The 22076-nt window shown below is 41.9% G+C and carries 22 protein-coding genes; 4 read left to right on the forward strand and 18 right to left on the reverse strand.

The features are described 5' to 3' along the window. Positions 1-5 precede the first annotated feature (5 nt). Positions 6-410, reverse strand: a complete 405-nt coding sequence (locus tag CIK00_RS06285; RefSeq protein WP_101768056.1) for an OsmC family protein — start codon at positions 408-410, stop codon at positions 6-8. Positions 411-801: 391 nt separating this feature from the next. Between CIK00_RS06285 and crp the strand changes: the two genes are divergently transcribed. After that, positions 802-1434 (forward strand): cAMP-activated global transcriptional regulator CRP, encoded by a 633-nt coding sequence (crp, locus tag CIK00_RS06290; RefSeq protein WP_101768057.1) that lies wholly within the window; start codon positions 802-804, stop codon positions 1432-1434. A gap of 186 nt (positions 1435-1620) precedes the next feature. Further along, complete coding sequence (locus tag CIK00_RS06295; protein WP_233426541.1) at positions 1621-1812, forward strand: hypothetical protein; 192 nt, start codon at positions 1621-1623, stop codon at positions 1810-1812. A 79-nt stretch (positions 1813-1891) separates the two neighbouring features. Here the strand turns inward: CIK00_RS06295 and CIK00_RS06300 are convergent, their stop codons facing one another. The 8 genes from CIK00_RS06300 to rpe all read right to left on the reverse strand — a co-directional run bounded on the left by CIK00_RS06300 (position 1892) and on the right by rpe (position 10055). Next, entirely contained in the window at positions 1892-2689 is a 798-nt protein-coding gene (locus tag CIK00_RS06300) for a DUF1338 domain-containing protein (protein ID WP_101768058.1), read from the reverse strand. A gap of 40 nt (positions 2690-2729) precedes the next feature. Further along, positions 2730-4190 carry a succinylglutamate-semialdehyde dehydrogenase gene (gene astD, locus CIK00_RS06305; RefSeq protein WP_101768059.1) on the reverse strand — a complete coding sequence of 487 codons (1461 nt, stop codon included), beginning with the start codon at positions 4188-4190 and terminating at the stop codon, positions 2730-2732. A gap of 13 nt (positions 4191-4203) precedes the next feature. After that, positions 4204-5220: an arginine N-succinyltransferase gene (astA, locus tag CIK00_RS06310; RefSeq protein WP_101768060.1), complete on the reverse strand. Its 1017-nt coding sequence runs from the start codon at positions 5218-5220 to the stop codon at positions 4204-4206. Positions 5221-5324: 104 nt separating this feature from the next. Beyond that, the gene (locus tag CIK00_RS06315; RefSeq protein ID WP_101768061.1) at positions 5325-6554 is read right to left on the reverse strand and encodes an aspartate aminotransferase family protein; all 1230 of its coding nucleotides are present in this window, start codon (positions 6552-6554) and stop codon (positions 5325-5327) included. Positions 6555-6877: 323 nt separating this feature from the next. Next, positions 6878-7453 (reverse strand): aminodeoxychorismate/anthranilate synthase component II, encoded by a 576-nt coding sequence (locus CIK00_RS06320; RefSeq protein WP_101768062.1) that lies wholly within the window; start codon positions 7451-7453, stop codon positions 6878-6880. Positions 7454-7557: 104 nt separating this feature from the next. Next, a complete protein-coding gene (gene trpS, locus CIK00_RS06325; protein WP_101768063.1) occupies positions 7558-8577 on the reverse strand; it encodes a tryptophan--tRNA ligase in 1020 nt (339 codons plus the stop codon). Positions 8578-8682: 105 nt separating this feature from the next. Next, on the reverse strand, positions 8683-9366 hold the full coding sequence (locus CIK00_RS06330) for a phosphoglycolate phosphatase (protein ID WP_101768190.1): 684 nt from the start codon (positions 9364-9366) through the stop codon (positions 8683-8685). A gap of 14 nt (positions 9367-9380) precedes the next feature. Further along, positions 9381-10055 (reverse strand): ribulose-phosphate 3-epimerase, encoded by a 675-nt coding sequence (gene rpe, locus CIK00_RS06335; protein WP_101768064.1) that lies wholly within the window; start codon positions 10053-10055, stop codon positions 9381-9383. A 202-nt stretch (positions 10056-10257) separates the two neighbouring features. On the opposite strand from rpe, the gene CIK00_RS06340 reads away from it, so the two are divergent. After that, positions 10258-10455, forward strand: coding sequence for a DUF2970 domain-containing protein (locus tag CIK00_RS06340; protein ID WP_101768065.1), 198 nt, complete (start codon positions 10258-10260; stop codon positions 10453-10455). Positions 10456-10464: 9 nt separating this feature from the next. Here CIK00_RS06340 and dam read toward each other — a convergent pair whose 3' ends face one another. From dam to pilM, 9 genes are all read right to left on the reverse strand, one after another. Then, positions 10465-11301 carry an adenine-specific DNA-methyltransferase gene (gene dam / locus CIK00_RS06345; protein WP_101768066.1) on the reverse strand — a complete coding sequence of 279 codons (837 nt, stop codon included), beginning with the start codon at positions 11299-11301 and terminating at the stop codon, positions 10465-10467. A 108-nt stretch (positions 11302-11409) separates the two neighbouring features. Further along, entirely contained in the window at positions 11410-12855 is a 1446-nt protein-coding gene (locus CIK00_RS06350; RefSeq protein WP_167388527.1) for an AAA family ATPase, read from the reverse strand. Between the two features lie 23 nt (positions 12856-12878). Further along, positions 12879-13958: a 3-dehydroquinate synthase gene (gene aroB, locus CIK00_RS06355; RefSeq protein ID WP_101768068.1), complete on the reverse strand. Its 1080-nt coding sequence runs from the start codon at positions 13956-13958 to the stop codon at positions 12879-12881. 23 nt (positions 13959-13981) lie between these two features. Next, a complete protein-coding gene (gene aroK, locus CIK00_RS06360) occupies positions 13982-14500 on the reverse strand; it encodes a shikimate kinase AroK (protein ID WP_045035958.1) in 519 nt (172 codons plus the stop codon). A gap of 387 nt (positions 14501-14887) precedes the next feature. After that, positions 14888-16609: a type IV pilus secretin PilQ gene (locus tag CIK00_RS06365; RefSeq protein WP_101768069.1), complete on the reverse strand. Its 1722-nt coding sequence runs from the start codon at positions 16607-16609 to the stop codon at positions 14888-14890. 13 nt (positions 16610-16622) lie between these two features. Then, the gene (locus CIK00_RS06370) at positions 16623-17138 is read right to left on the reverse strand and encodes a pilus assembly protein PilP (RefSeq protein WP_101768070.1); all 516 of its coding nucleotides are present in this window, start codon (positions 17136-17138) and stop codon (positions 16623-16625) included. Positions 17139-17148: 10 nt separating this feature from the next. After that, positions 17149-17733, reverse strand: coding sequence for a type IV pilus inner membrane component PilO (locus CIK00_RS06375; RefSeq protein ID WP_101768071.1), 585 nt, complete (start codon positions 17731-17733; stop codon positions 17149-17151). Continuing rightward, positions 17726-18337, reverse strand: coding sequence for a PilN domain-containing protein (locus CIK00_RS06380; RefSeq protein ID WP_101768072.1), 612 nt, complete (start codon positions 18335-18337; stop codon positions 17726-17728). The genes CIK00_RS06375 and CIK00_RS06380 overlap by 8 nt, the downstream gene beginning before the upstream one ends. Continuing rightward, the gene (gene pilM, locus CIK00_RS06385; RefSeq protein WP_101768073.1) at positions 18334-19314 is read right to left on the reverse strand and encodes a type IV pilus biogenesis protein PilM; all 981 of its coding nucleotides are present in this window, start codon (positions 19312-19314) and stop codon (positions 18334-18336) included. The genes CIK00_RS06380 and pilM overlap by 4 nt, the downstream gene beginning before the upstream one ends. A gap of 148 nt (positions 19315-19462) precedes the next feature. Between pilM and CIK00_RS06390 the strand changes: the two genes are divergently transcribed. Continuing rightward, the gene (locus CIK00_RS06390; protein WP_101768074.1) at positions 19463-22063 is read left to right on the forward strand and encodes a penicillin-binding protein 1A; all 2601 of its coding nucleotides are present in this window, start codon (positions 19463-19465) and stop codon (positions 22061-22063) included. Positions 22064-22076 lie beyond the last annotated feature (13 nt).

Consider the following 22076-nt stretch of genomic DNA (forward strand, 5'->3'; position numbering starts at 1 on the left):
TCGTGTTACGCCACAACAATCTCATAACTGTGGCTCATTTCGACACCTTGACCCAGCATTAAACACACTGAGCAGTATTTTTCGAGAGAGTCTGCCACCACTTTACTCACTAGCTGATCATTTAAATCATGACCCGTAACAACAAAGTGTAAATTTGCATGAGTGAAAATTCGAGGGGCTTGTTCACGACGTTCAGCTGAGATTTCAACTTCACAACCAGTGATCTGCTGCTGTAATTCTTGTAAACCACTAACAACATCAACTGAACTACACCCTCCCGCAGCCATTAATACTAATTCCATTGGACTTGGGGCTTTTTCACCGCCATTACCATCTAACACAACACTATGACCCGATGCAGATTGACCTACAAACGTCATATTTTCTAACCACTTCACACGTGATTGCATATTTATATCCTTGAGCTATATTCTTCAGAAATTCAGTTCATTTTCATTGACAATTTCATCAATTTCATCAATGTAAACAGTGTTTATTTTGTTTTATGTTAATAATGTTGCATATTTATATTTGTAAAATTAGAGAGTAAAACCACTTTAAAACGGCACGTTAGGCAACTAAGTCACAACGATGTGATCACGTGCACACTTATCTCTCATAAATGAGCAAGTCTGCTCGATCAATATCAAGAAAAAGCTGCAGAAAAAGGATACACTCTAAGCCAGTTCAAGTTAACTCACAGCCTAACCGCTGAGTGAGTAACCCTGCCAACACACCATTTTGTTGAGTTATATCTACAGAACATATTGTTGGGCAACATATGCAGAGGAAGTTAGTAATATGGTTCCAGGTAAACCGCAAACAGATCCAACTTTAGAGTGGTTTCTTTCCCATTGTCACATTCACAAATATCCATCAAAGAGTACGTTAATTCACGCAGGTGAAAAAGCAGAAACTTTGTACTACATCGTGAAGGGTTCTGTTGCTGTATTAATCAAGGATGAAGAAGGTAAGGAGATGATCCTTTCTTACCTAAACCAGGGCGACTTTATTGGTGAACTCGGCTTGTTCGAAGATGACCAAGAACGTACAGCTTGGGTTCGTGCAAAAAGCCCTTGTGAAGTTGCAGAAATTTCATTCAAGAAATTCCGTCAGTTAATTCAAGTTAATCCAGATATTTTAATGCGTCTATCTGCTCAAATGGCATGTCGTTTACAAGTGACAAGTCAAAAGGTAGGAGATCTTGCATTCCTTGATGTAACTGGTCGTATTGCACAGACACTACTTAACCTTGCAAAACAACCCGATGCAATGACACACCCTGATGGCATGCAAATTAAGATCACTCGTCAAGAAATTGGCCAGATCGTAGGTTGTTCTCGCGAAACAGTGGGTCGTATTTTAAAAATGCTGGAAGAGCAAAATCTTATTTCTGCTCACGGCAAGACTATTGTGGTTTACGGTACACGCTAATTATTTTAGTAATACCGAGATCACCGATGAAACCGCAGCTTATGCCTGCGGTTTTTTTTGATCATTTCCCCCTTATGGTCACACCCAAAAGCAATCATTGAGCACATCTGCATTACTGTTAAATTTTAACTTGTAATAGCATCTATTTATGCTACATTTCGCTCACAAATGGATTTTAAATCAATAATGGTCAATATGGATATTGAACGCTTTTCTGCTAATAGTTACACCACAGTACCTGGGGTATTAACCAGTCAACCAACAACCATTGAAATGACAGGGTTTAGTGATAGTCGTTGCTACCTTGAACAACAAACAGAATTACGCCGCTGCCCTGCTGATGAATCAGGAGTTTGGGGTTCGCCGCTAGATAATTAATTTTATTCTAAACAGCACTTATATGACGCAGTGCTGTTTTTTATTACGCGATAGTTCACTTTGTACCGATGAATGCTTTCTATTCACGATCCGTACTTTCAAATATCTTATTTGCTGAAGCAGTCACAAACCCTGAATATAATTCACCATTGGTTTGCGGGTAACGTTTAGCAAATTCATAAAATCCACCCGATATTTTATGAATACCATCTCTAAAACTCACTCCTACTACATCAGCCATAGTTGCTGATTGCTCTAACATTACTTCAGCATTACCTTTAATTTCGCCCCCAGCCTGATTAATCACAAACTGGTTATGACGTAATAAATGATTCACCGCCTCAAGATCAGAGAACTGCTCTAATTGATTAATATTGACCGTAAAATGATTAGCCCCAAAACCATGCGCCGCAACCCATGCCGCATATTCACTTTCAGCGGCTAAAAATTGATAGGTTGCAAAATCAAGTTGCCACGGACGACCACTATAAACAAAATCAGGTTGACGAAAATAAGCATCATCAACCTGATCGAGCAATGTCCGTATCATTTGTTGTAATTCTGCAGAACACCCCGCTAATTGTAATTCACTGATAAAGACTTTTGGCAGTAACGGATTGGAATGAATAAAGGATTCTGCATACAACTTTTTAGCTCTAAAATGATATTTCGCTTGTGGCTGGTACCCCAAGGCAATAAATGGCGCGGCAATTACCGCTAAGCCACATTTGGGTAATCCAAAACTACGCAATGCTATATGATCATTGAGTAACGCCACGTCCTCAGTTAACAACTGCTGTATTTGCACCGCAGAGGGGCATAACCGTTGACTATAATCGCGCCATAAACTATCAAAAAGTTGGGTAATAGATTCCATAATCAGCCTGCCTATTGAAAGTATTATCACTCATTAAACCTTAGCTCAAGCTTACTCCCGGCGCTAATTGAGACGGTAATTGCACATCATCCCCTTCAACAGATGCCATCGGATAAGCACAGTAATCAGCCGCATAGTAGGCACTCGGGCGAAGATTACCTGATGCGCCAGGGCCACCAAAAGGCGCGTCACCACTCGCTCCCGTTAACGGTCGATTACGATTCACAATTCCAGCGCGAATATGTTCAATAAAATACTGCCATTGCTGGCTATCAGTGGAAATTAACCCCGCGGCTAATCCATAACGGGTTTGATTAGCACTCGCGACCGCTTGAGTAAAATCGACATAACGACTAACGTGTAATAACGGTCCAAAATATTCTTCATCCGCGAGTTCACTAATAGCACTAACATCGATAATCGCAGGTGTAACAATTGCGCCTTGTCCTCGAGTTGCCATTAATAAAGCAACGCCATCAGCATCCAAGAGTTGTTGTTGATGCAATATGATGTGATCCGCCGCCACAGCAGAAATTAATGGTCCCATAAACGGTGCAGGGGTTGCTAATGGATCCCCCACCAGCAATTGCGAGGCGACCGCGACTAAACGGGCTAACAGAGCATCGCCAGCTTTTCCGGTGGCAATATATAATCGCCGCGCGCACGTACAACGCTGCCCTGCACTTAAAAAAGCCGATTGAATAATAGTATATGCTGCCGCCTCAATCTCACCATACTCTTGACCGACAACCAATGGGTTATTGCCTCCCATCTCTAAAGCCAGCATGGTTTGAGGTTGCCCTGCAAATTGCTGATGCAATAAATGTCCTGTTTGTGCACTCCCGGTAAACAATACCCCAGCGACCCCAGTTGCCATGGCTAATGCTGCTCCCGTTGCTCGTCCACCTTGCACCAAATTAAGCACCCCATCAGCAATACCCGCTTGCTGCCACAACTCACACATCCGTTGGGCAGTATTAGGCGTTAGCTCTGAGGGTTTAAAGACCACGGTGTTACCGGCTAACAATGCAGGAATAATATGACCATTAGGTAAATGAGCGGGGAAGTTATACGGTCCAAATACCGCCATTACCCCTAACGGACGATGGCGAACAATCATGGTGGTATTGTCCTGTTGACGCTGACGGGTGCCGGTTCGCTCATGATAAGCCTGCGTTGATAGCCCTACTTTGGCAATCATAGCCGCAACTTCAGTGGTACTTTCCCATAATGGCTTACCTGTTTCAGTTGCAATAATGTGTGCCAGTTGCGATTGATGTTGTTGCAGTAATTGAGCAAAGCGTTCAATGATGGCTAAGCGTTCACTAAACGTCGTATTACGCCAGCTTAAAAACGCTGTATTTGCAGCGGCAACAGCACGCTCAACTTGATCAACACTCGCGGCATGACCTTGCCAAACTACATCATCATTATAAGGATTGAGTGATTGAAATTGCTCACCATCGCCCACTAGCCATTGATTATTAATCCATAAGCTCATTCGATTCTCCTTATTATGATTGCGCAACTAATCGTACTTCATCACCCATTTTCACATTAAGCGCGACTGCAACATCCGCGGTCATCATGGCTTGTCCTTGCGCCGTAATCGCAATAGGAGCCGCAACCGCTCGAAACCCAGCTAACTGGCAATTTGAAATAAGGTAATGTTGTTGGCTGCTATGTTCACCAATATCGACCGAATAGCGCTGCGAATGACGCACAGTTTCAATATTTCGAACGTCACATTCAACACTTGGACCCGCATCAAAAATATCAACATAACCGCGGCAACAAAATCCTTCTTGTTCTAACAGCTGTAATGCTGGGCGAGTATTGGTATGTACTTTCCCAATCACCGCTTGTGCTTCTTTGCTGAGTAAATTGACGTAAATCGGTAATTTCGGCATTAAATCAGCAATAAAGCCTTTGCGACCAATGCCCGTTAAATAATCTGCATAAGTAAAATCAATCGAAAAGAAATGCTCTTTCAACCATTGCCAAAAAGGAGAATTACCCTGCTCATCAGACACACCACGCATTTCAGCAAAGGCAACGTCAGCAAATCGCTGCCGATGATCCGCCATCAACAAAAAGCGCGACTTAGACAATAAGCGTCCGTTGACACCTTGCCGCCATTTGGGCAATAGAAACAAGCTACACAGCTCCGTCTCACCCGTATATTGGCTCCCCAATGTCAGCACTTTTACGGTGTTATGCACCCCTAACTGACGCGAGGCATGAGTAACAGTACTTAAATGATAATTATAAAAAGGAACATCAAGCCCAACGGTTGCCTCAATCGCAGTGGTACCAACCACTTGGCCACTGTCACTATCAACGGCGACCAACAGATAACTTTCTTGTCCTGGTGAAGTAACGTTGGCATTAAAACTGGCTTGAGAATGTTGAATACGACGACGAAGTAAATCTTCATTGATAGGCAGTGACGTAAAACCATGGCCCGATGCTTCAGCACATTGCATCAGCGCAGGATAATCAGTGGTAGTAATAGGACGAATAATGAGCATGACATTCCCTCCTAAAGTAGGCAATGACTCCAGCCATTGCCCCGCTCTAAATCAGCGTTAGAATGGGGTTATTAGTATTAACTAACCCCGCAATTACCATTCAATCACAGCTCAGAATGCGCGTTATATAACGTCGAAATTGCCGCTTCTAAGCGTTGCATCCCTTCATCGATGTCTTTTTTATCAATCACTAGTGAAGGTGTAAAGCGCACCACATCTGTCCCGGCAACTAATACCATCACCCCTTCTTTACCTGCTGCAACCAATATATCTCGTGCTCGACCTTGCCATTGTGGGCATAACACCGCCCCAAGTAATAACCCTTTACCGCGAATTTCACTAAAAATAGGATAACGGCGGTTAATTTGCATTAATCCCTCACGAAACCATTGCTCGCGCTGTTTCACTCCGGCTAATACTGCTGGCTGACTAATGGTATTGATCACCGCTTCAGCAACTGCACATGCGAGAGGATTACCACCATAGGTTGAACCATGGGTACCCACTTTGAGGTGAGCGGCAAGTGCCGTCGTTGTCAGCATGGCAGCAACAGGAAAACCACCACCTAATGATTTTGCAGTGGTGAGAATATCTGGAGTAACACCTAAACCTTGGTAAGCAAACAAGTCTCCTGTCCGTCCATTACCCGTTTGAACTTCATCAAAGATCAACAGGGCATGGTGTTTATCACACAGTTCACGCACCCCTTGCACAAACTCAATGGTTGGGCTAATTATACCGCCCTCACCTTGTAGAGGTTCCATCATCACGGCGCAGGTTTTATCAGACATTAATTCAGCAATAGCTGCTAGATCATTATAAGGCAGGTGAGTAACAGCTTGGGGCTTAGGCCCGAAACCATCGGAATAAGTACTTTGACCACCGACTGTCACGGTAAAAAAGGTTCGACCATGAAAACCATGATGAAAGGCGATAATTTGATCTTTATCGGCACTAAAGTTATCAACGGCATAACGACGCGCCAATTTTAATGCAGCTTCATTGGCTTCTGCGCCAGAGTTAGCAAAAAAGACTTTGTCGGCAAAGGTAAGTTGAGTCAGTTTATCTGCTAAGCGCAAAGCAGGCTCATTGGTCATCACATTACTTAAATGCCATAACTTTTGCGCTTGCTCGGTTAATGCCGTCACCATTACCGGATGACAATGGCCCAAACAGCTAACCGCTATCCCGCCAGCAAAATCAATGTATTCCCGTTGCTGTTGATCCCATAAGCGTGAGCCTTGTCCACGAACAGGAATAATATCCATCGGCGCATAGCAAGGCACCATAACCTCATTAAATAACGAACGTTGCAGTTTCTCTTCTGTTGCCATCACACTGTCCTTCTGTGCTGTATGCCTTATCACTAGTATTTACATTTTATTAACCTTTGCCAACAATAACAGCTATTTTTATTAAAACTAAGGTGTTAAGTAATAAATACACTCGCGATAGTTATGCATTATTTACAGAAGATGATTAACCACTCTTATGACCAATATTCTTTCCGCTAAGGAAACTATTTCCATCAAATGCATAACATTGCATTTTAGCGAAAAAAAAGCGGCTCAAATAACGAAGATAATGAATGATAACAACAGAGAAGCGTACTTACTCGCGCAGCAATAAGTACGTTAGAAAAGTAGTAGCAGAAGGATTAACGCTGAAGGAAATTAGCCAATAATTGATGACCTTGTTCGGTCAAAATACTTTCTGGGTGAAATTGTACCCCTTCTAAATCCAATGTCTTATGTCGAATTCCCATAATTTCATCGAATTGACCATTTAATTCAGTCCACGCCGTGATCTCAAAACAATCAGGTAATGTCACCGCTTTAACTACCAAAGAATGGTAACGGGTAACGGTTAACGGGTTATTCAGTCCTTCAAACACACCGCGATCAGTATGGTAAATGGGGGATGTTTTGCCATGCATCACTTGTCGAGCGCGTACTACATCACCACCAAACACTTGTGCTAGCGATTGATGCCCAAGACAAACTCCAAGAATAGGTAATTTACCCGCGAAATATTCAATCGCTTGCAAAGAAATACCCGCGTCATTAGGGGTACAAGGACCAGGGGAAATGACTAAATGCGTCGGTGCTAATGCTTCGATGGCTGCAATATCAATTGCATCATTGCGCACAACAACCACTTCAGCGCCTAACTCACAAAAGTATTGATAGAGGTTGTAAGTAAATGAATCGTAGTTATCAATAATTAACAACATACTACAACTAAGCTCTTATTCTTAACTGCCAACGACAGTGACTAACTCGCGATAAAAAAGCAGAGCCGAAGCCCTGCTTTTTTTATAATAATTACTGTCAGCGCTTATGGGCGAGCAACAAAACCGACTGCATGGTAAGCTTTTTTCAACACTTCAGCAGCACGTGCTGATGCTTTATCCGCACCCGCTTTCATCACACTATCAAGATAAGCACGATCATGACGAATACGTTGGTATTCAGCCTGTACAGGCTCTAGCATTGCAACCAATGCCTCACCCACGTCTTTCTTAAATGGGCCATACATTTCAACACCAGCATACTGCGCTTCAATCTCAGCAAATGTTTTGCCTGTCACGCCAGAATACAAACCCATTAGATTTGAAATACCCGCTTTTTGCTCACTATCATGGGCGATACGGGGTGGCATTTCTGCGTCTGTTTGTGCTTTATTGATTTTCTTTAGAATTGACTTAGGATCTTCAAGCAGCGTAATAACGTTCTTACGGTTATCATCTGACTTAGACATTTTCTTAGTCGCATCTTGTAAGCTCATTACGCGCGCGCCAATCGCTGGAATATACGGTTCAGGCACTTGGAAAATTGGGCTTTCAACGCTGCCATAGAGATTATTAAAACGGTTGGCGATATCACGTGCTAACTCTAGATGTTGCTTTTGATCGCTACCTACTGGCACTTGGTGCGCACCGTATAATAAAATATCGGCAGCCATCAGTACTGGGTAACCAAATAAGCCCGCATTAACGTCATTAGCGTGACGTGCTGATTTATCTTTAAACTGAGTCATGCGGCTTAGCTCACCCATTTGAGTATAGCAATTTAATAACCAACCCAACTGAGCATGCTCTGGTACATGAGACTGCACGAACAAGGTGCTTTTCTTTGGATCAACACCAACAGCCAAACAAATAGCTAATGCATCGAGGGTTGCTTCATGAAGTGCTTTGGGATCTTGACGCACAGTAATGGCATGTAAATCAACCACGCAATACTGGCAATCATAATCATCTTGCATCTGTTCCCACTGACGCAGCGCACCAAGGTAGTTGCCGATACTCAATTCACCAGAAGGCTGTACGCCACTTAATACAATGGGTTTACTCATGATCAGGCTGTCCTGTTAATATTTGTAATTGTATTGACGAAAGGCACTAATAACATCGTTATCAGCACCTCACATTATTGTTTTTTTAGTGTACACCGTAATGTACTAGCAGCCTAGTTTAACCACATCAAGTAATTGCTTGAAGTGATCACAGACAACATCGGGCTCACTATCGCTGATTGGCTGACCATAGTTATAGCCATAAGTCAGTCCTAATGAACGACAACTTGCTGCTTGAGCTGCAAGAATATCATTGCGCGAATCGCCCACCATTAGCATTTCAGAAGCAATAAGCTGATGTTTCTCCATTAGCCAATGTAACGCGAACGGATCTGGCTTTTTCAATGGGAACGTATCACCACCAATCACATCAACAAAGTAAGCACTCAAACCATGTTCTTCAAGCAGATGAGGCACAAATTGTGATGGTTTATTAGTAACAATCGCCATTGGTACACCCGCTTGGTGTAAATGAGCGAGCGTTGTTTTCACATCGGCGTAAAGCGCACTTTTTTGATGACCGCCAGCCGCATAATAATGATCAAATAACTCACGAGCTTGACGTTGTAAAGCAGGATCTAATTGTGGATCAATATCAAAACTACGACTTAATGCACGACTAATTAAAATATCAGCACCATTACCAATCCAAGTAGTAACCTGTTCTACAGTTACCCCTTCACGGCCAAGATGACGCATAGTCAAATCAGCAGCATCAGCTAAATCCGGGACGCTATCAAGCAAAGTACCATCTAAATCAAACGCAATAAATTTAATATTTTCAATCATGTTTTCAGAGATCATTAACGCTTAGCCTCAGCTAACTGTGCACGCATCTTATCAATCGCGACTTTATAATCAGGTTCATTAAAAATAGCAGAGCCAGCAACAAACATATCTGCGCCCGCCGCTGCAATTTCAGCAATATTATTAACGTTAACACCACCATCCACTTCTAGACGAATATCACGCCCTGAAGCTTCAATGCGCTGACGCACTTGGCGCAATTTATCTAACGTACTAGGAATAAAAGATTGGCCACCAAAACCTGGATTAACTGACATGATCAAAATCATATCTACTTTATCCATGATGTAATCAAGGTGATGTAATGGCGTCGCTGGATTAAACACTACCCCGGCTTGACAGCCATGTTCTTTAATTAGCTGTAAAGTACGATCAATGTGGTCAGTCGCTTCAACATGAAATGTAATCATGCTAGCGCCAGCTTTGGCAAAATCAGGAATAATACGATCGACAGGTTTTACCATTAAATGTACATCAATCGGTGCGGTAATACCGTAGTTACGTAAGGCTTGACAGATAGGCGCACCAAACGTCAGGTTAGGGACAAAATGATTATCCATAACATCAAAATGGACCACATCAGCACCCGCGGCCAATACGTTTGCTACATCTTCACCTAAGCGGGCAAAATCAGCAGACAAAATAGATGGAGCGATCAAAAAGTCCTTCATGTTTAGCCTCTCTACACTAGCGATAAAAAACAACAGGCTCGGCGTACCAAGCATTTAAATTGCAGTCAGTCTACCCGATCCCCTAAGTGTTGTCTTACTGGATTTATAGATTGCTGTAGTTAGCTATAATTATCAGTACGGCTATCAACATAGCCACTACAATCAACAATAATATTCGTAAAAAACAAGGAATAAAAAACTAATGGATGAAAGGAAAGTCACTGTCTGGGGAATAATAAAGAGTGTATTAGCGGCGTTATTTGGGGTGCAATCACAACAACAGCACCAGCAAGACTTCAAGCATTCAAGTCCATGGCCGTTTATCATCATTGGGGGAATTATTATCGGGGTATTGGTTATTACATTGATTGCTATCGCCCAGCAGGCAACAGCAATCTAGATATCGTAATTATTCGTTATCAGTTGCACCTGGCGTTTTAAATAGTGCTAATAATTCATCGACTTTATTTCGACCACTACCATTACGACTGATGGTACGTTTAACTCTAACGACGGCCAAATCAGCCCCCGTATATAAACGACGCGTCAATGGCGTATCATGATTAGAAATCAATACCGCAATATCACGCTCAGTCGCCGCTTTTTCTGCCACATTAGCTAGTGTTGCTTGATCATCTAAACTAAAACCATTACCAGAATAAGAAGTAAAGTTAGCCGTAGTTGATAATGGCGCATACGGTGGATCGCAATAAATCACACTGCCTTTACGAGCGCGTGAAAATGTCTGGCTGTAACCTTCACACACAAAAGTGGCACGTTTGGATTTTTCAGAAAAGTAATACATTTCCGCTTCAGGGAAATACGGTTTTTTGTACGATCCAAAAGGCACGTTAAAACCGCCTTTTTTATTGTAACGGCATAAACCATTAAAACCATGTCGATTTAGATATAGAAAATAAATCGAACGCTGGTAAGGATCAGTACTGTGATTAAACTCTTCTCTGATACTTAAATACGCAGCTCTATTATTATATTCAGGCGTAAATAATCGGCGTACATCTTCAATGTAACGCTCAGGTTCTTGTTTAATAATATTATATAAATTAATCAGATCTGGATTGATATCTGCCAACAAGTAATGCTCATAATCCGTATTTAAAAATACCGATCCAGCACCCACAAAAGGTTCAACCAATTTACGCGCAGGCGGTAGGTGTCGTTTGATTTCCTCGACCAGAGAATACTTACCTCCAGCCCATTTCAGGAATGCACGATGCTTTTTCATTAAGCTAACCCACCACCACTTACAAGAATCTCACGAAAGGTCGCGGATTGTACCTCATTTACACCCTATGCTGATACCAGTTCACATAAATAACTCACATTAATGACCTTATTTTAAGCGATTTATTTCTTGCGTAATCTTACGATAAGATTTTAACCATGGTTTTAGCTGTTGTAACGATGGTGCTAATTGACGCTTCGCCGTACGGGCTTGAGTAACTGTTGCGTAATTACCAGTAACCACAATAAACCATGACTGCTGATTACGTTCTGTTTGGAAAAACATCGCATCCGTTACATTATGGGTCGTCATAAATTCTACAGCCGCAGCAAGACTCTGAGTTGCAGCCAATTGTAATGCATAATGCGTCGGCTTCACTGCGATTAATAGTTTTTTATCAGCCGCTAATTTAAGCGACCAATCTAACTTAGAGACGGGTGCGGATATAACATTAACAACCGCAGAAGATGGCGTTTTAATAATTTTAGCCGCAACGATAGATGGGGTTTTAACTACTTCTGTTGCTTCTGTTGCTTCTGTTGCTTCTGTTGCTTCTGTTGCTTCTGTTGCGGCAGGATATCCTTTCAGCGCATGGTCATCAATAATGGCATCAATTTGCTGGTCCGAGATAACAACTCGCTCTTGACCCACAGCATCATCTTGACGCCCTACAGTTAACTCCTGAGGATTAACTTGTGGTGGTAATGGCTCTTTATCAATCGTTACCACTGCGGCTACAGGGAGCTGAAGTATAGTTATAGTTGAAGATGCAGACTCACCACTAGAGCGTGTTGTCATAAAGAAATAACCACTAACAATTAAAACACTGATCACGCCACCAATCACAATGGGTAATAATGGTTTGTTGCTAATATTTGAATCCATGGTTATCCCTTCTTCTTGCGGAAGATTGTGCAATACGCCAGGGCGAGGAAGCGCCATCAATAAACGTTGCTTTAGCGTTCGACGACAAGACATATCGAGTCCATCGGTAGCGATTAACATATCACTAAATAAAACCACTTCTTGCTGACTAAAATCATCAATATCAAGTTCAACAGGGGTAATACCTGAACCGTGAGCAACATGGGCTAAAGTTTGATTTAATTCACCACTATTTGCAAATAACACAATATTAAGTTGTAACTCAGCATGTTGATTTGCATATTGTGCCAACGCCCATAATTCAGCAATTAGAATTGGACTCAAAAGATGGGCGTCATCAATCACCACCATTAATTTATAATGTTGGTTCGCCAATAAATGCTCAACGCTTTGACATAAGGAATCATGTTCGTTAAACATAGCGTGACTAACAAATTGCTGCAGCAGTAACGTACGATGTTGAACGTCCGTTTGTCCACGCTGACACATCAATAATATTTGATGGCAATCGGAGGCATAATCTTCAAGAAAAGCGTGTGCGAGCCAAGTTTTACCTGAGCCTTGAGCACCAGAGAGGTGAATAAGATGGGAACTAAACCGAGTAATAAATTGTACTCGAGTCAGCAACTGGATCTGGCTTTCCAGATCCAGACTTTTTCGTTTTGTCATGCTAGTCATCATTTAGCGACAGTTTAGTGACCAATAACGTCCTGAAGCACATCAAAAGGAACATCAGCCACAACTTCAGCACTACCAATCGACGTCGGTAATACTAAGCGTAGCTGACCTGACAATACTTTTTTATCTCGCATCATATGCTTAATAAAATCGTCAAAAAACATCGTTTCAGGGGCAACAACGGGCAAATTTGCTCGTTGATGTAATGCAATAATACGCGTTACATCAGCATTACTGATTAATCCCTGCTTTGCGGCAGTTTGTGCTGCGAGAATTGTACCTGCTGACACCGCTTCGCCATGCAGCCAATTACCGTAACCCATTTCTGCTTCAATAGCATGGCCAAAAGTATGACCAAGATTAAGTAACACCCTTACTCCTGATTCTTTTTCATCGGCAGCAACAACATCGGCTTTAATTTGACAGCAACGGCTAATGGCGTAACACAACGCCTCGTTATCCAATGCCTGTAACCGCTCAATGTTATTTTCTAACCAAACAAAAAAATCATGATCGGCAATAATGCCGTATTTGATGACTTCCGCCAATCCTGCTGCTAACTCTCGTTGCGGCAAGGTCTGTAAACAATGATTATCAATAATCACTGCTTTAGGTTGGTAGAAAGCACCAATCATGTTTTTACCCAGACGGTGATTAACCGCAGTTTTTCCACCCACAGATGAATCAACTTGTGCTAACAACGTGGTTGGCACCTGAATAAAATCAACCCCTCGTTGGTAACTCGCAGCAGCAAAGCCAACGATGTCACCAACAACGCCGCCGCCTAAAGCAACTAAAATCACATCACGGCCATAATTACCTTCCAATAAAAATGTCATGATGTAATTAAACGTATCAAGGGTTTTGTATTGTTCACCATCAGGTAGAGAAAGTAGTGCCACTTGGCACGATAATGAACTGATGGTTGCCATTACCTGATCCGCATATAACGGGGCAACAGTATCATTACTGACCACAACTACTCGTTTGCCTGCAGATATCACAGATGCAAACAACGCCGAGTTGTCGAACAACTCGGCGCCAATTGAAATAGGGTAGCTTCTGTCATCTAAATTGACATTGATCCGTTCCATGGTCAGCTTCTCTTTTTAATTAATTAACGCTCTTCCAACATCTTGATGATTTGGTTAGCAACTACTTTCGCACTTTGATCATCAGTACGAACTACGTAGTCAGCAACCTCTTCATACAATGGATTACGCTCAGCTGCTAGTTCTTCAAGTACTTCACGAGGTGTGTCAGTTTGAAGTAACGGGCGTTTTTTATCACGTTGAGTACGAGCTAATTGCTTTTCAATAGTCGTCTCTAGATAAACAACAATACCACGAGCAGAAAGGCGATTACGGTTCTCTTTATTAATAACAGAGCCGCCACCTGTTGCAAGAACAATACCTTGCTCTTGTGTTAGGTCATCAATTACAGCTTCTTCGCGAACACGGAAACCGTCTTCACCTTCCACATCAAACACCCAACTAATATCAGCGCCAGTACGTTCTTCGATCACAGTATCTGAATCAAAGAATTCCATATGCAGCTGTTGTGCAAGGTGTCTACCAATAGTGCTTTTGCCGGCTCCCATAGGGCCAACCAAGAAAATATTTCGTTTTTCAGCCATTTTTAGCAATTTACGCGCGGTTAATAAAACGACACCACCCGCAGGCTCTATTTAAAATAAGCCCGAGGCGCCAAGTTCCTCACATATAATTCGTGATAAGACATAAAATTATCTCAGGACTGACTACTATTTTGCAATAGCTAGTCGACATCAATCGATATTTTATTAAGCCTGTCTTACCCACAGAGGTTGCCATAATGGCTTACCCGAGGTCAGAGGTCAATCGTATTAAGCTCGTAAATATCCTAATAATTGCCGAATAACATTCTCAACGCCCACCCAAAGGGTTAAGGTAACCACCAGAAATAAAACAATTTTTACCCATACTAACCCTACTGAAGCATTGTTTTGAAGTGCTATCAGTAAGGTACTTCACTAAGTGAAAAATTATTGCGTCACAATCTTTGGAGTGACAAAAATTAATAATTCACGTTTTCCAAGTTCTTCCATTTTATGCCTAAATAATACACCAAGCACTGGAATGTCACCCAAAATAGGTACTTTACGAACCGTATTATTTACTTGGTTTTGATAAATACCACCCAATACTACCGTTTCGCCATTATTGACTAACACTTGCGTACCGATACGCTGAGTTTTAATTGCCACTGCTGTACCGACTCCTGTAGGCACTTCCTCACCCTTACTGTCTTGAGTGACTTCTAGATCAAGTACCAGCTTATTATCAGGTGTAATTTGAGGCGTTACCATCAAGCTTAATACTGCCTTTTTAAAATCAACCGACACCGCACCACTTGATGATGCTTCGAGGTACGGTATTTCAGTACCTTGTTCAATATAAGCTGTTTTTTTATTGGTGGTCATTAAACGTGGACTTGAAATAATTTCCGCTTTACGTTCTGACTGTAACGCTGATAATTCTAAATCGAGTAGCACATTGCCTAACTTTGCTACTTGAAAAGCAATACTCGAGGCTCCCGCTTGAGTGGCACCTAAGTTAACATTAAGAAAGTCATCAACGGTGGTGTCATCTAATAATCCTGAGCTACCAAGATTACCTTCAATCGAGCCACCGATCGTTGTGTCACCATCAATACTTGAGACCCCCCAACGTACCCCTAATTCATCGATATTACCTTCATCAATAGTAACAATTCTAGCCTCTATTTGTACTTGCTTAATAGGAATATCTAGCGCTAATACAATCTCTTTGATACTGGCGATAATTTCTGGTGTATCTTTAATTATCAATGCATTAGTTCGATCATCAACATGCAGAGAACCCCGTTCAGACAGCATTCCAACACCATCACTTGAACCACTCAACAATGCTGAAATATCTGTTGCTTTAGCATAATTAATTTGAATAAGTTCAGAACGCAAACTCGCTAATTCTTGCTGTTTGCGTGCAGTTTCCATTACTTGATGTTCATTCGCTGCTAGCTCAGCCTTAGGGGCTACTAATAACACCGAACCACGAACACGCTTATCTAACCCTTTTGCTTGTAAAATAATATCCAGCACTTGTGGCCATGGCACATTATCTAAACGAAGAGTGACGTTACCACTGACAGTATCAGCAACAACCAAGTTAAAATCGTTATAATCTGCGATTAACTGTAAGACATTACGCACGGGAATATCTTGAAAGTTAATTGAAATAGGTTTGCCTTTGTAAGACACATTACCTTTGCTCGTCGTCGCGGCTGCTTTCGGTTGTGCACGTTTAATTAACGTAACTTCAAGATTGTTTCCTCGAATACGGTAATCATAGTCATAGTTACCTGTCATATTAAACACAAACCGCGCGCCACGAGGCACGTTGCTGGTATCAATACTATTGACGACAGTGGCGAAATCAATCACATCTAAAGTATGTATTTGTTCATTAGTTAATTGAGTATCAAAGATATCCAACTGTAATTGTTTACCTTGGCGACGAATATCAACCAATGATTGCGGTTGTTTCAACTTTACCGTTAACACACCTCGGTTTTTGCCATCACGATGAAATTTAATATCTTGTACTTGATTAGTGATACCACTTGCTGGCGCAGCTGTTGCGCTAGTTACAGTAAATACCCCCCAGCACATTAACCATACACTGACGAAAATCTGGCGGCTAAGCCACCATGTATTCCCTTTCATAACTCATCCTTGATTAATGCTGAACTAAAGCCAGCTTTGCAGACCGTGTTAGCCAACAACCTTTGCCATCGGGTAATGTTTCTTCTATTTCAATGAGCTTATCGCTCACCTTTATGACTTTGCCACGATTAAGCCCAACAAATTGCCCGGGCTTAATTTTAATTAACTCACCTTTTGGGGTGTAAACTAATCCCCACAATTGACGCTGATGCCCAATCGCCCCTTTCATTGAAAGCTGCTCTAATGGAAATGTTTCTAATTGGGTTGGTTTGTGATCAGTTAATGGTTGCCAACAACTACTATCCGCTTGTTTAGCTAATAACATCTCGGGTCTAGGTCTTAAAAAAGGTACCCGTTTACTGGTCATCACAAACGATTCAGCAACAAAAATATAAGGATCTGCTAATGGCTTTACTTTTGCTTTCGCATTGGTGTACGTTTTTGCAATAAACTGCTCTACCGAATCAGTATTAGCCTGACACCCCATTAATCCGAGCCCTAACGGTAACAGCCATAATAGTGTTCTCATAAGATCCTCATTATTGCGGTGCTTTAAAACGATAAGTAGTTGCAGATACTGTTAGCGACAACAACTCATCAAAACCTTGATTGTCCACTCGAGCTAACTCAACATTGCGTAAATTAACAATCCGTGGAAGTTGTGCTATCGCTTCAGCAAATTGACCAATTTGTTGGTAAGATCCTGTGAGTTGCATATTAAGTGGTAGCTCATAATAAAGATCATGCTCTATACGTAAAGCCCACTTAATCGACTGAAAAATCAATCCATTTTTAACCCCAATGTCGTTAATGCTTGCCAATAAACTTGCTAACTCTTGCTCTTCAGGTAACTGCTCAATCACTTCTTGATAACGACGATTAAGCTCTGCAACTTGTTCTTTAACTCGAGGCAAGGCCGCCACTTGAGCAGCACGACTCACTAACTGACCTCGTAACGTTATTTCCTGTTGTTTTTGTTGCTCTAAGGCCTCAGTCAATGGTGTTAACCAATACCAATAACCAAATACTGATAACAATAATGTCAGCACCAAAGCAATCAAACACTGTGGTAACAATGGCCACTCAGTAACTTCATCTAATTCTAATTCACGCCAATCAATCATCGGTTTTCTCCACTATTGCAGTAGTAAAGGTTGCCTTCATTGGCTGCTTAGTAATAACTGGCACAGTTAAATCAAAAGATGCATTAAATTGTGATTTTTGCTGTTTATCTGCACCTTTGGTGGTGACTAAAGAATGCATTTCAATATTTTTAAACCACAGTGATTGCTCGGCCTTACCTAGCAAAGCCGCTAAATGACCGTTAGTATCGCCAAAACCATCAACATTAACCCGTTGAATCGCTAAATTGACGCCGTCAAGATAGACCCCAGCTGGCACAACTTCAGGTAATTGATTAAGCAGTTGGGTAACTCGATTACGTGATAATTGAATATCTGCAATAACTTTCAAGCGCAATTCAATTGCATGTCGCTGTTTATCTAATTTAGGCAAAAAGGCCAACCGTTGCTCTAAATTGGTTAGCTCTTGTTGTAGTTGGTTATTTCGACTCTGCTGTTGCGATTGCTGATTTTCAATGTATTCACCAATCGCACCGTTACCCATCATTGCCACAACAACACTTGCCATCAGTAAGCCAACAAAGCGCTGTTTATGTTGTTTACGCCGCAACTCTCGCCACGGTAATAAATTGAGTTTATCGATCATGCAAGCCCCCGCAATGCTAAGCCTGTAGCGACGGCATACTGACTTGACATCATATGCGGTAATTCAACTTTCTTTGCGCAGCTAAAATGCTGAAACGGACTCACCCACACCACATCAAGACCAATTAATCGTTGCAACAATGATTCAGAGACCAAGCTTTGCCCGCCACCACATAACCACAACCCTTTAATACCACTACGAGGGTGAGTCGAGTTATACAATTGAATTTGGCGCTTTAACTGTTCAGCCAATTGTTTAGTAAATTGTTCAGCATGATTACTACCAAGAGCAATTGACTCATCTTGAGCTTCAAACAACCCCGTACCAAATCGAATTTCACGATGGTAAGCCGCACTACCTTGGGGTTTCATACAAAATTCAGTGTGTCGTTTACCGACATCAACCACACCCCATTGATTATAATGACTGCCCATATCAGCAAGATATTCCGCCAACCATAATAAAGCGTGAGTTTGTAGCTCCATTATTTTTGGTTTAAAGCCTAATTTCAGCAATGAATTAATACGGTTATCAATCGTTTCTCGACGTGAAGCAAATACTTGGAACGGTGTTGTGGACGCTGAATCACTAAAACGATCACTAATTAAAGGAAAATAATCGAACCATAGCTCTTCAACCGGAAACGGCGAAGCCGCGCCCAATGCTTGCACAATAGCGAACTCCGCCTCTTCTTCACTAAGGCTTGTACCTAATTGAACAACTTTGCTGATCACAGCACTGTCAGGTAAGGCTAAGGTAACGGCTTTAGCTTGCCATGGTAATTGCTTTTTAATTTGACGCATTGCTGACAACAGCTCAGCACTATTCACGCTATGCTGATCGTTTATAACGGATTTAGTCAGCTCAACTTCAACAAACGCAGTTAACTCAAACTGCTCTTTTTTTTGTTGCAGTACCACAGCTTTTATACTGTGATTACCAATATCTACCCCAACACTTAATGGGTTCCGAAACATCCGTGTTATGCTCCCATGTGGCGAAAAAACAAACTATTTCGAATAAACATCATCAACGGCATTAATTAATTTTTTGTTATCTTTATACTTGAAGGTAAAAGATAATAGATAATGACCGCCAGAACGATGGCGTAACGGGAAATCTCAAGTGAAGTTCATAAAGCGATTACTAATACTTGCAATAATTTGCATCACTCTTGGAGTGGGTACAATTTTTGGTTTTTATTTATATCTAAAACCAGGCCTTCCAGATGTTGCTAAATTAAAAAACATAGAACTACAAACACCATTAAAAGTGTACAGTGCCGATGGTGAACTGATCTCACAGTTTGGTGAGAAACGTCGTATACCATTAACACTAAAACAAATGCCACCACTACTAGTCGATGGTTTTATTGCGACCGAAGACAGTCGTTTTTATGAACACCACGGTGTCGATCCGATTGGTATCGCACGTGCTGCTTTTGTAATGTTAATCTCTGGTCATGCTCGTCAAGGTGCCAGTACGATCACTCAACAACTTGCGCGTAACTTTTTCTTATCCAATAAAAAGACCTTCTCTCGTAAAATTCGTGAAGCATTTATTGCGATTCATATCGAGCAAATTTTAACGAAAGATCAAATTCTTGATCTTTATCTCAATAAAATTTATCTCGGTTACCGTTCTTATGGTGTTGGAGCAGCAGCACAAGTTTACTTTGGTAAAGATGTTAATCAGCTAACCTTAAGTGAAATGGCCGTGATTGCAGGCTTACCTAAAGCACCGTCAACCATGAACCCTATTTACTCTATCGATCGCGCGACAACTCGTCGTAATGTGGTACTTGATCGCATGTTTAAAGAAGGTTACATCACCCAAGCACAAATGGATCAAGCACGTTCAGAGCCGATTGTTTCCCGTTACCACCGTACTGAAATCCAATTATATGCACCCTATGTGGCAGAACGTGCACGTGCATGGATGGTTCACCGTTATGGTGAAGATGCTTACACCAAAGGCATGGATGTTTACACGACTGTTAACGCTAAATTACAGCACGCGGCTCAACAATCTGCGGTTGATAATCTGCTAAGTTACGATGAACGTCATGGTTATCGTGGTGCAACAGCAGTGATATGGAAACCAGGTCAAACACCACTTAATGCGAACCAGATCGTTGAGAAGCTAAGTAACCAACCGACTTATGGTGAATTAGTGCCAGCCGTCGTCACTCAAGTTCAGCATCAATCAGTGACCGTCGTTACCAAGACTGGAGAAACCGTTGCCTTAAACTGGAATGGTATGAAATGGGCGCGTAAGTTCCAGACTAATAGTTCTCAAGGACCAGCACCAACGACAGCGGCTCAAATCTTAACTGCGGGTCAGCAAATCTGGGTCCAAAATAAAGCTACAACAGTTGCCGCTACTGCTGACACAGCAGCAATAACAACTAGCCATTGGGTATTAAGCCAAGTTCCAGGAGCCAATACCTCGTTTGTCGCAATGTCACCCGATAACGGCGCGATATTGGCAATGATTGGTGGTTTTAACTACACCCAAAGTAAATTTAACCGTGCCACTCAATCTATTCGTCAGGTAGGTTCAGGGATTAAACCGTTTATTTACTCAGCGGCAATTCAAAAAGGAATGACATTAGCAACCCTCATCAATGATGCGCCGATCACTAAATGGGATAAGTGGCAAGGCACAGCGTGGCGACCAAAAAATGCTGATGGTCGTTATGGTGGTCCGACACGTGCTCGTATTGGTTTAGCACGTTCAATTAACGTGATGGCTATTCGTGTATTACGTCTAGCCGGTTTAGATTACACCATTAACTATCTAACCCGATTTGGCTTTAAACGCTCAGATCTTCCTCATGCAGAGCCATTAGCTTTAGGTGCGGGTAGTTTAACCCCACTAGAGTTAGCGCAAGGCTATTCTGTGTTTGCTAACGGTGGTTATGCAGTCAAACCCTTCTTAATCAATAAAGTTGATAATAGTAATGGTGAATTGATCTACAGTGCTAATCCTAAAATTGTTTGTAATGATGTTTGCCAAAGCCAAAATCCACAAGCGAAAATGCAAGTAGCACTCGCAACGGCAGCAGCAACGGCCACTGAAAATGCACCTGCAAATAAACCATTACCACCTATCGTTGAAAAACCAACATTAGAACAACTAGAGCAAGTGATCACCCCACCAGCAGTACGTTATGCACCTGAAGTGATCAGTGAACAAAATGCGTTCCTTGTCCGTCAAATGTTAATCAGTAATATTTGGGGGGAACCCGGCCATCCTTACGGCACAGGTTTTAGAGCTCGCGTGCTGGGTCGCCATGATATTGGTGGCAAAACAGGTACCACTAACGACTCGAAAGATGCTTGGTATACCGGTTTTGGCCCTAATATTGTCGCTACAACATGGGTAGGTTTTGATAACCACCGTCATACATTAGGCCGCACTAGCTTTAATAAAAATCTCGGCAAAAACCAAGTTGCAGGTGGTGAGTACGGCGGTAATGCAGCACAACCAACATGGATCAATTTCATGCGTGTAGCACTGAAAAACACCCCAGAGCAGCCATTACAGATCCCAGCTGATATCGTTAAAGTACGTATTGATCGCGCAACAGGTAAACTGTCAGATCATGATGGTTCAAGCTCAATGTATGAGTACTTCATCAAGGGGACTGAGCCAACACAATCAGCTCGCCAAGTTACCTCTGAGCAGAAGTTTGATACTGAAACGGCAGAAGAGTTATTCTAATTACGGTTTATAA

Source organism: Photobacterium carnosum (assembly GCF_002849605.1).
GTDB classification, from domain to species: Bacteria; Pseudomonadota; Gammaproteobacteria; order Enterobacterales; family Vibrionaceae; genus Photobacterium; species Photobacterium carnosum.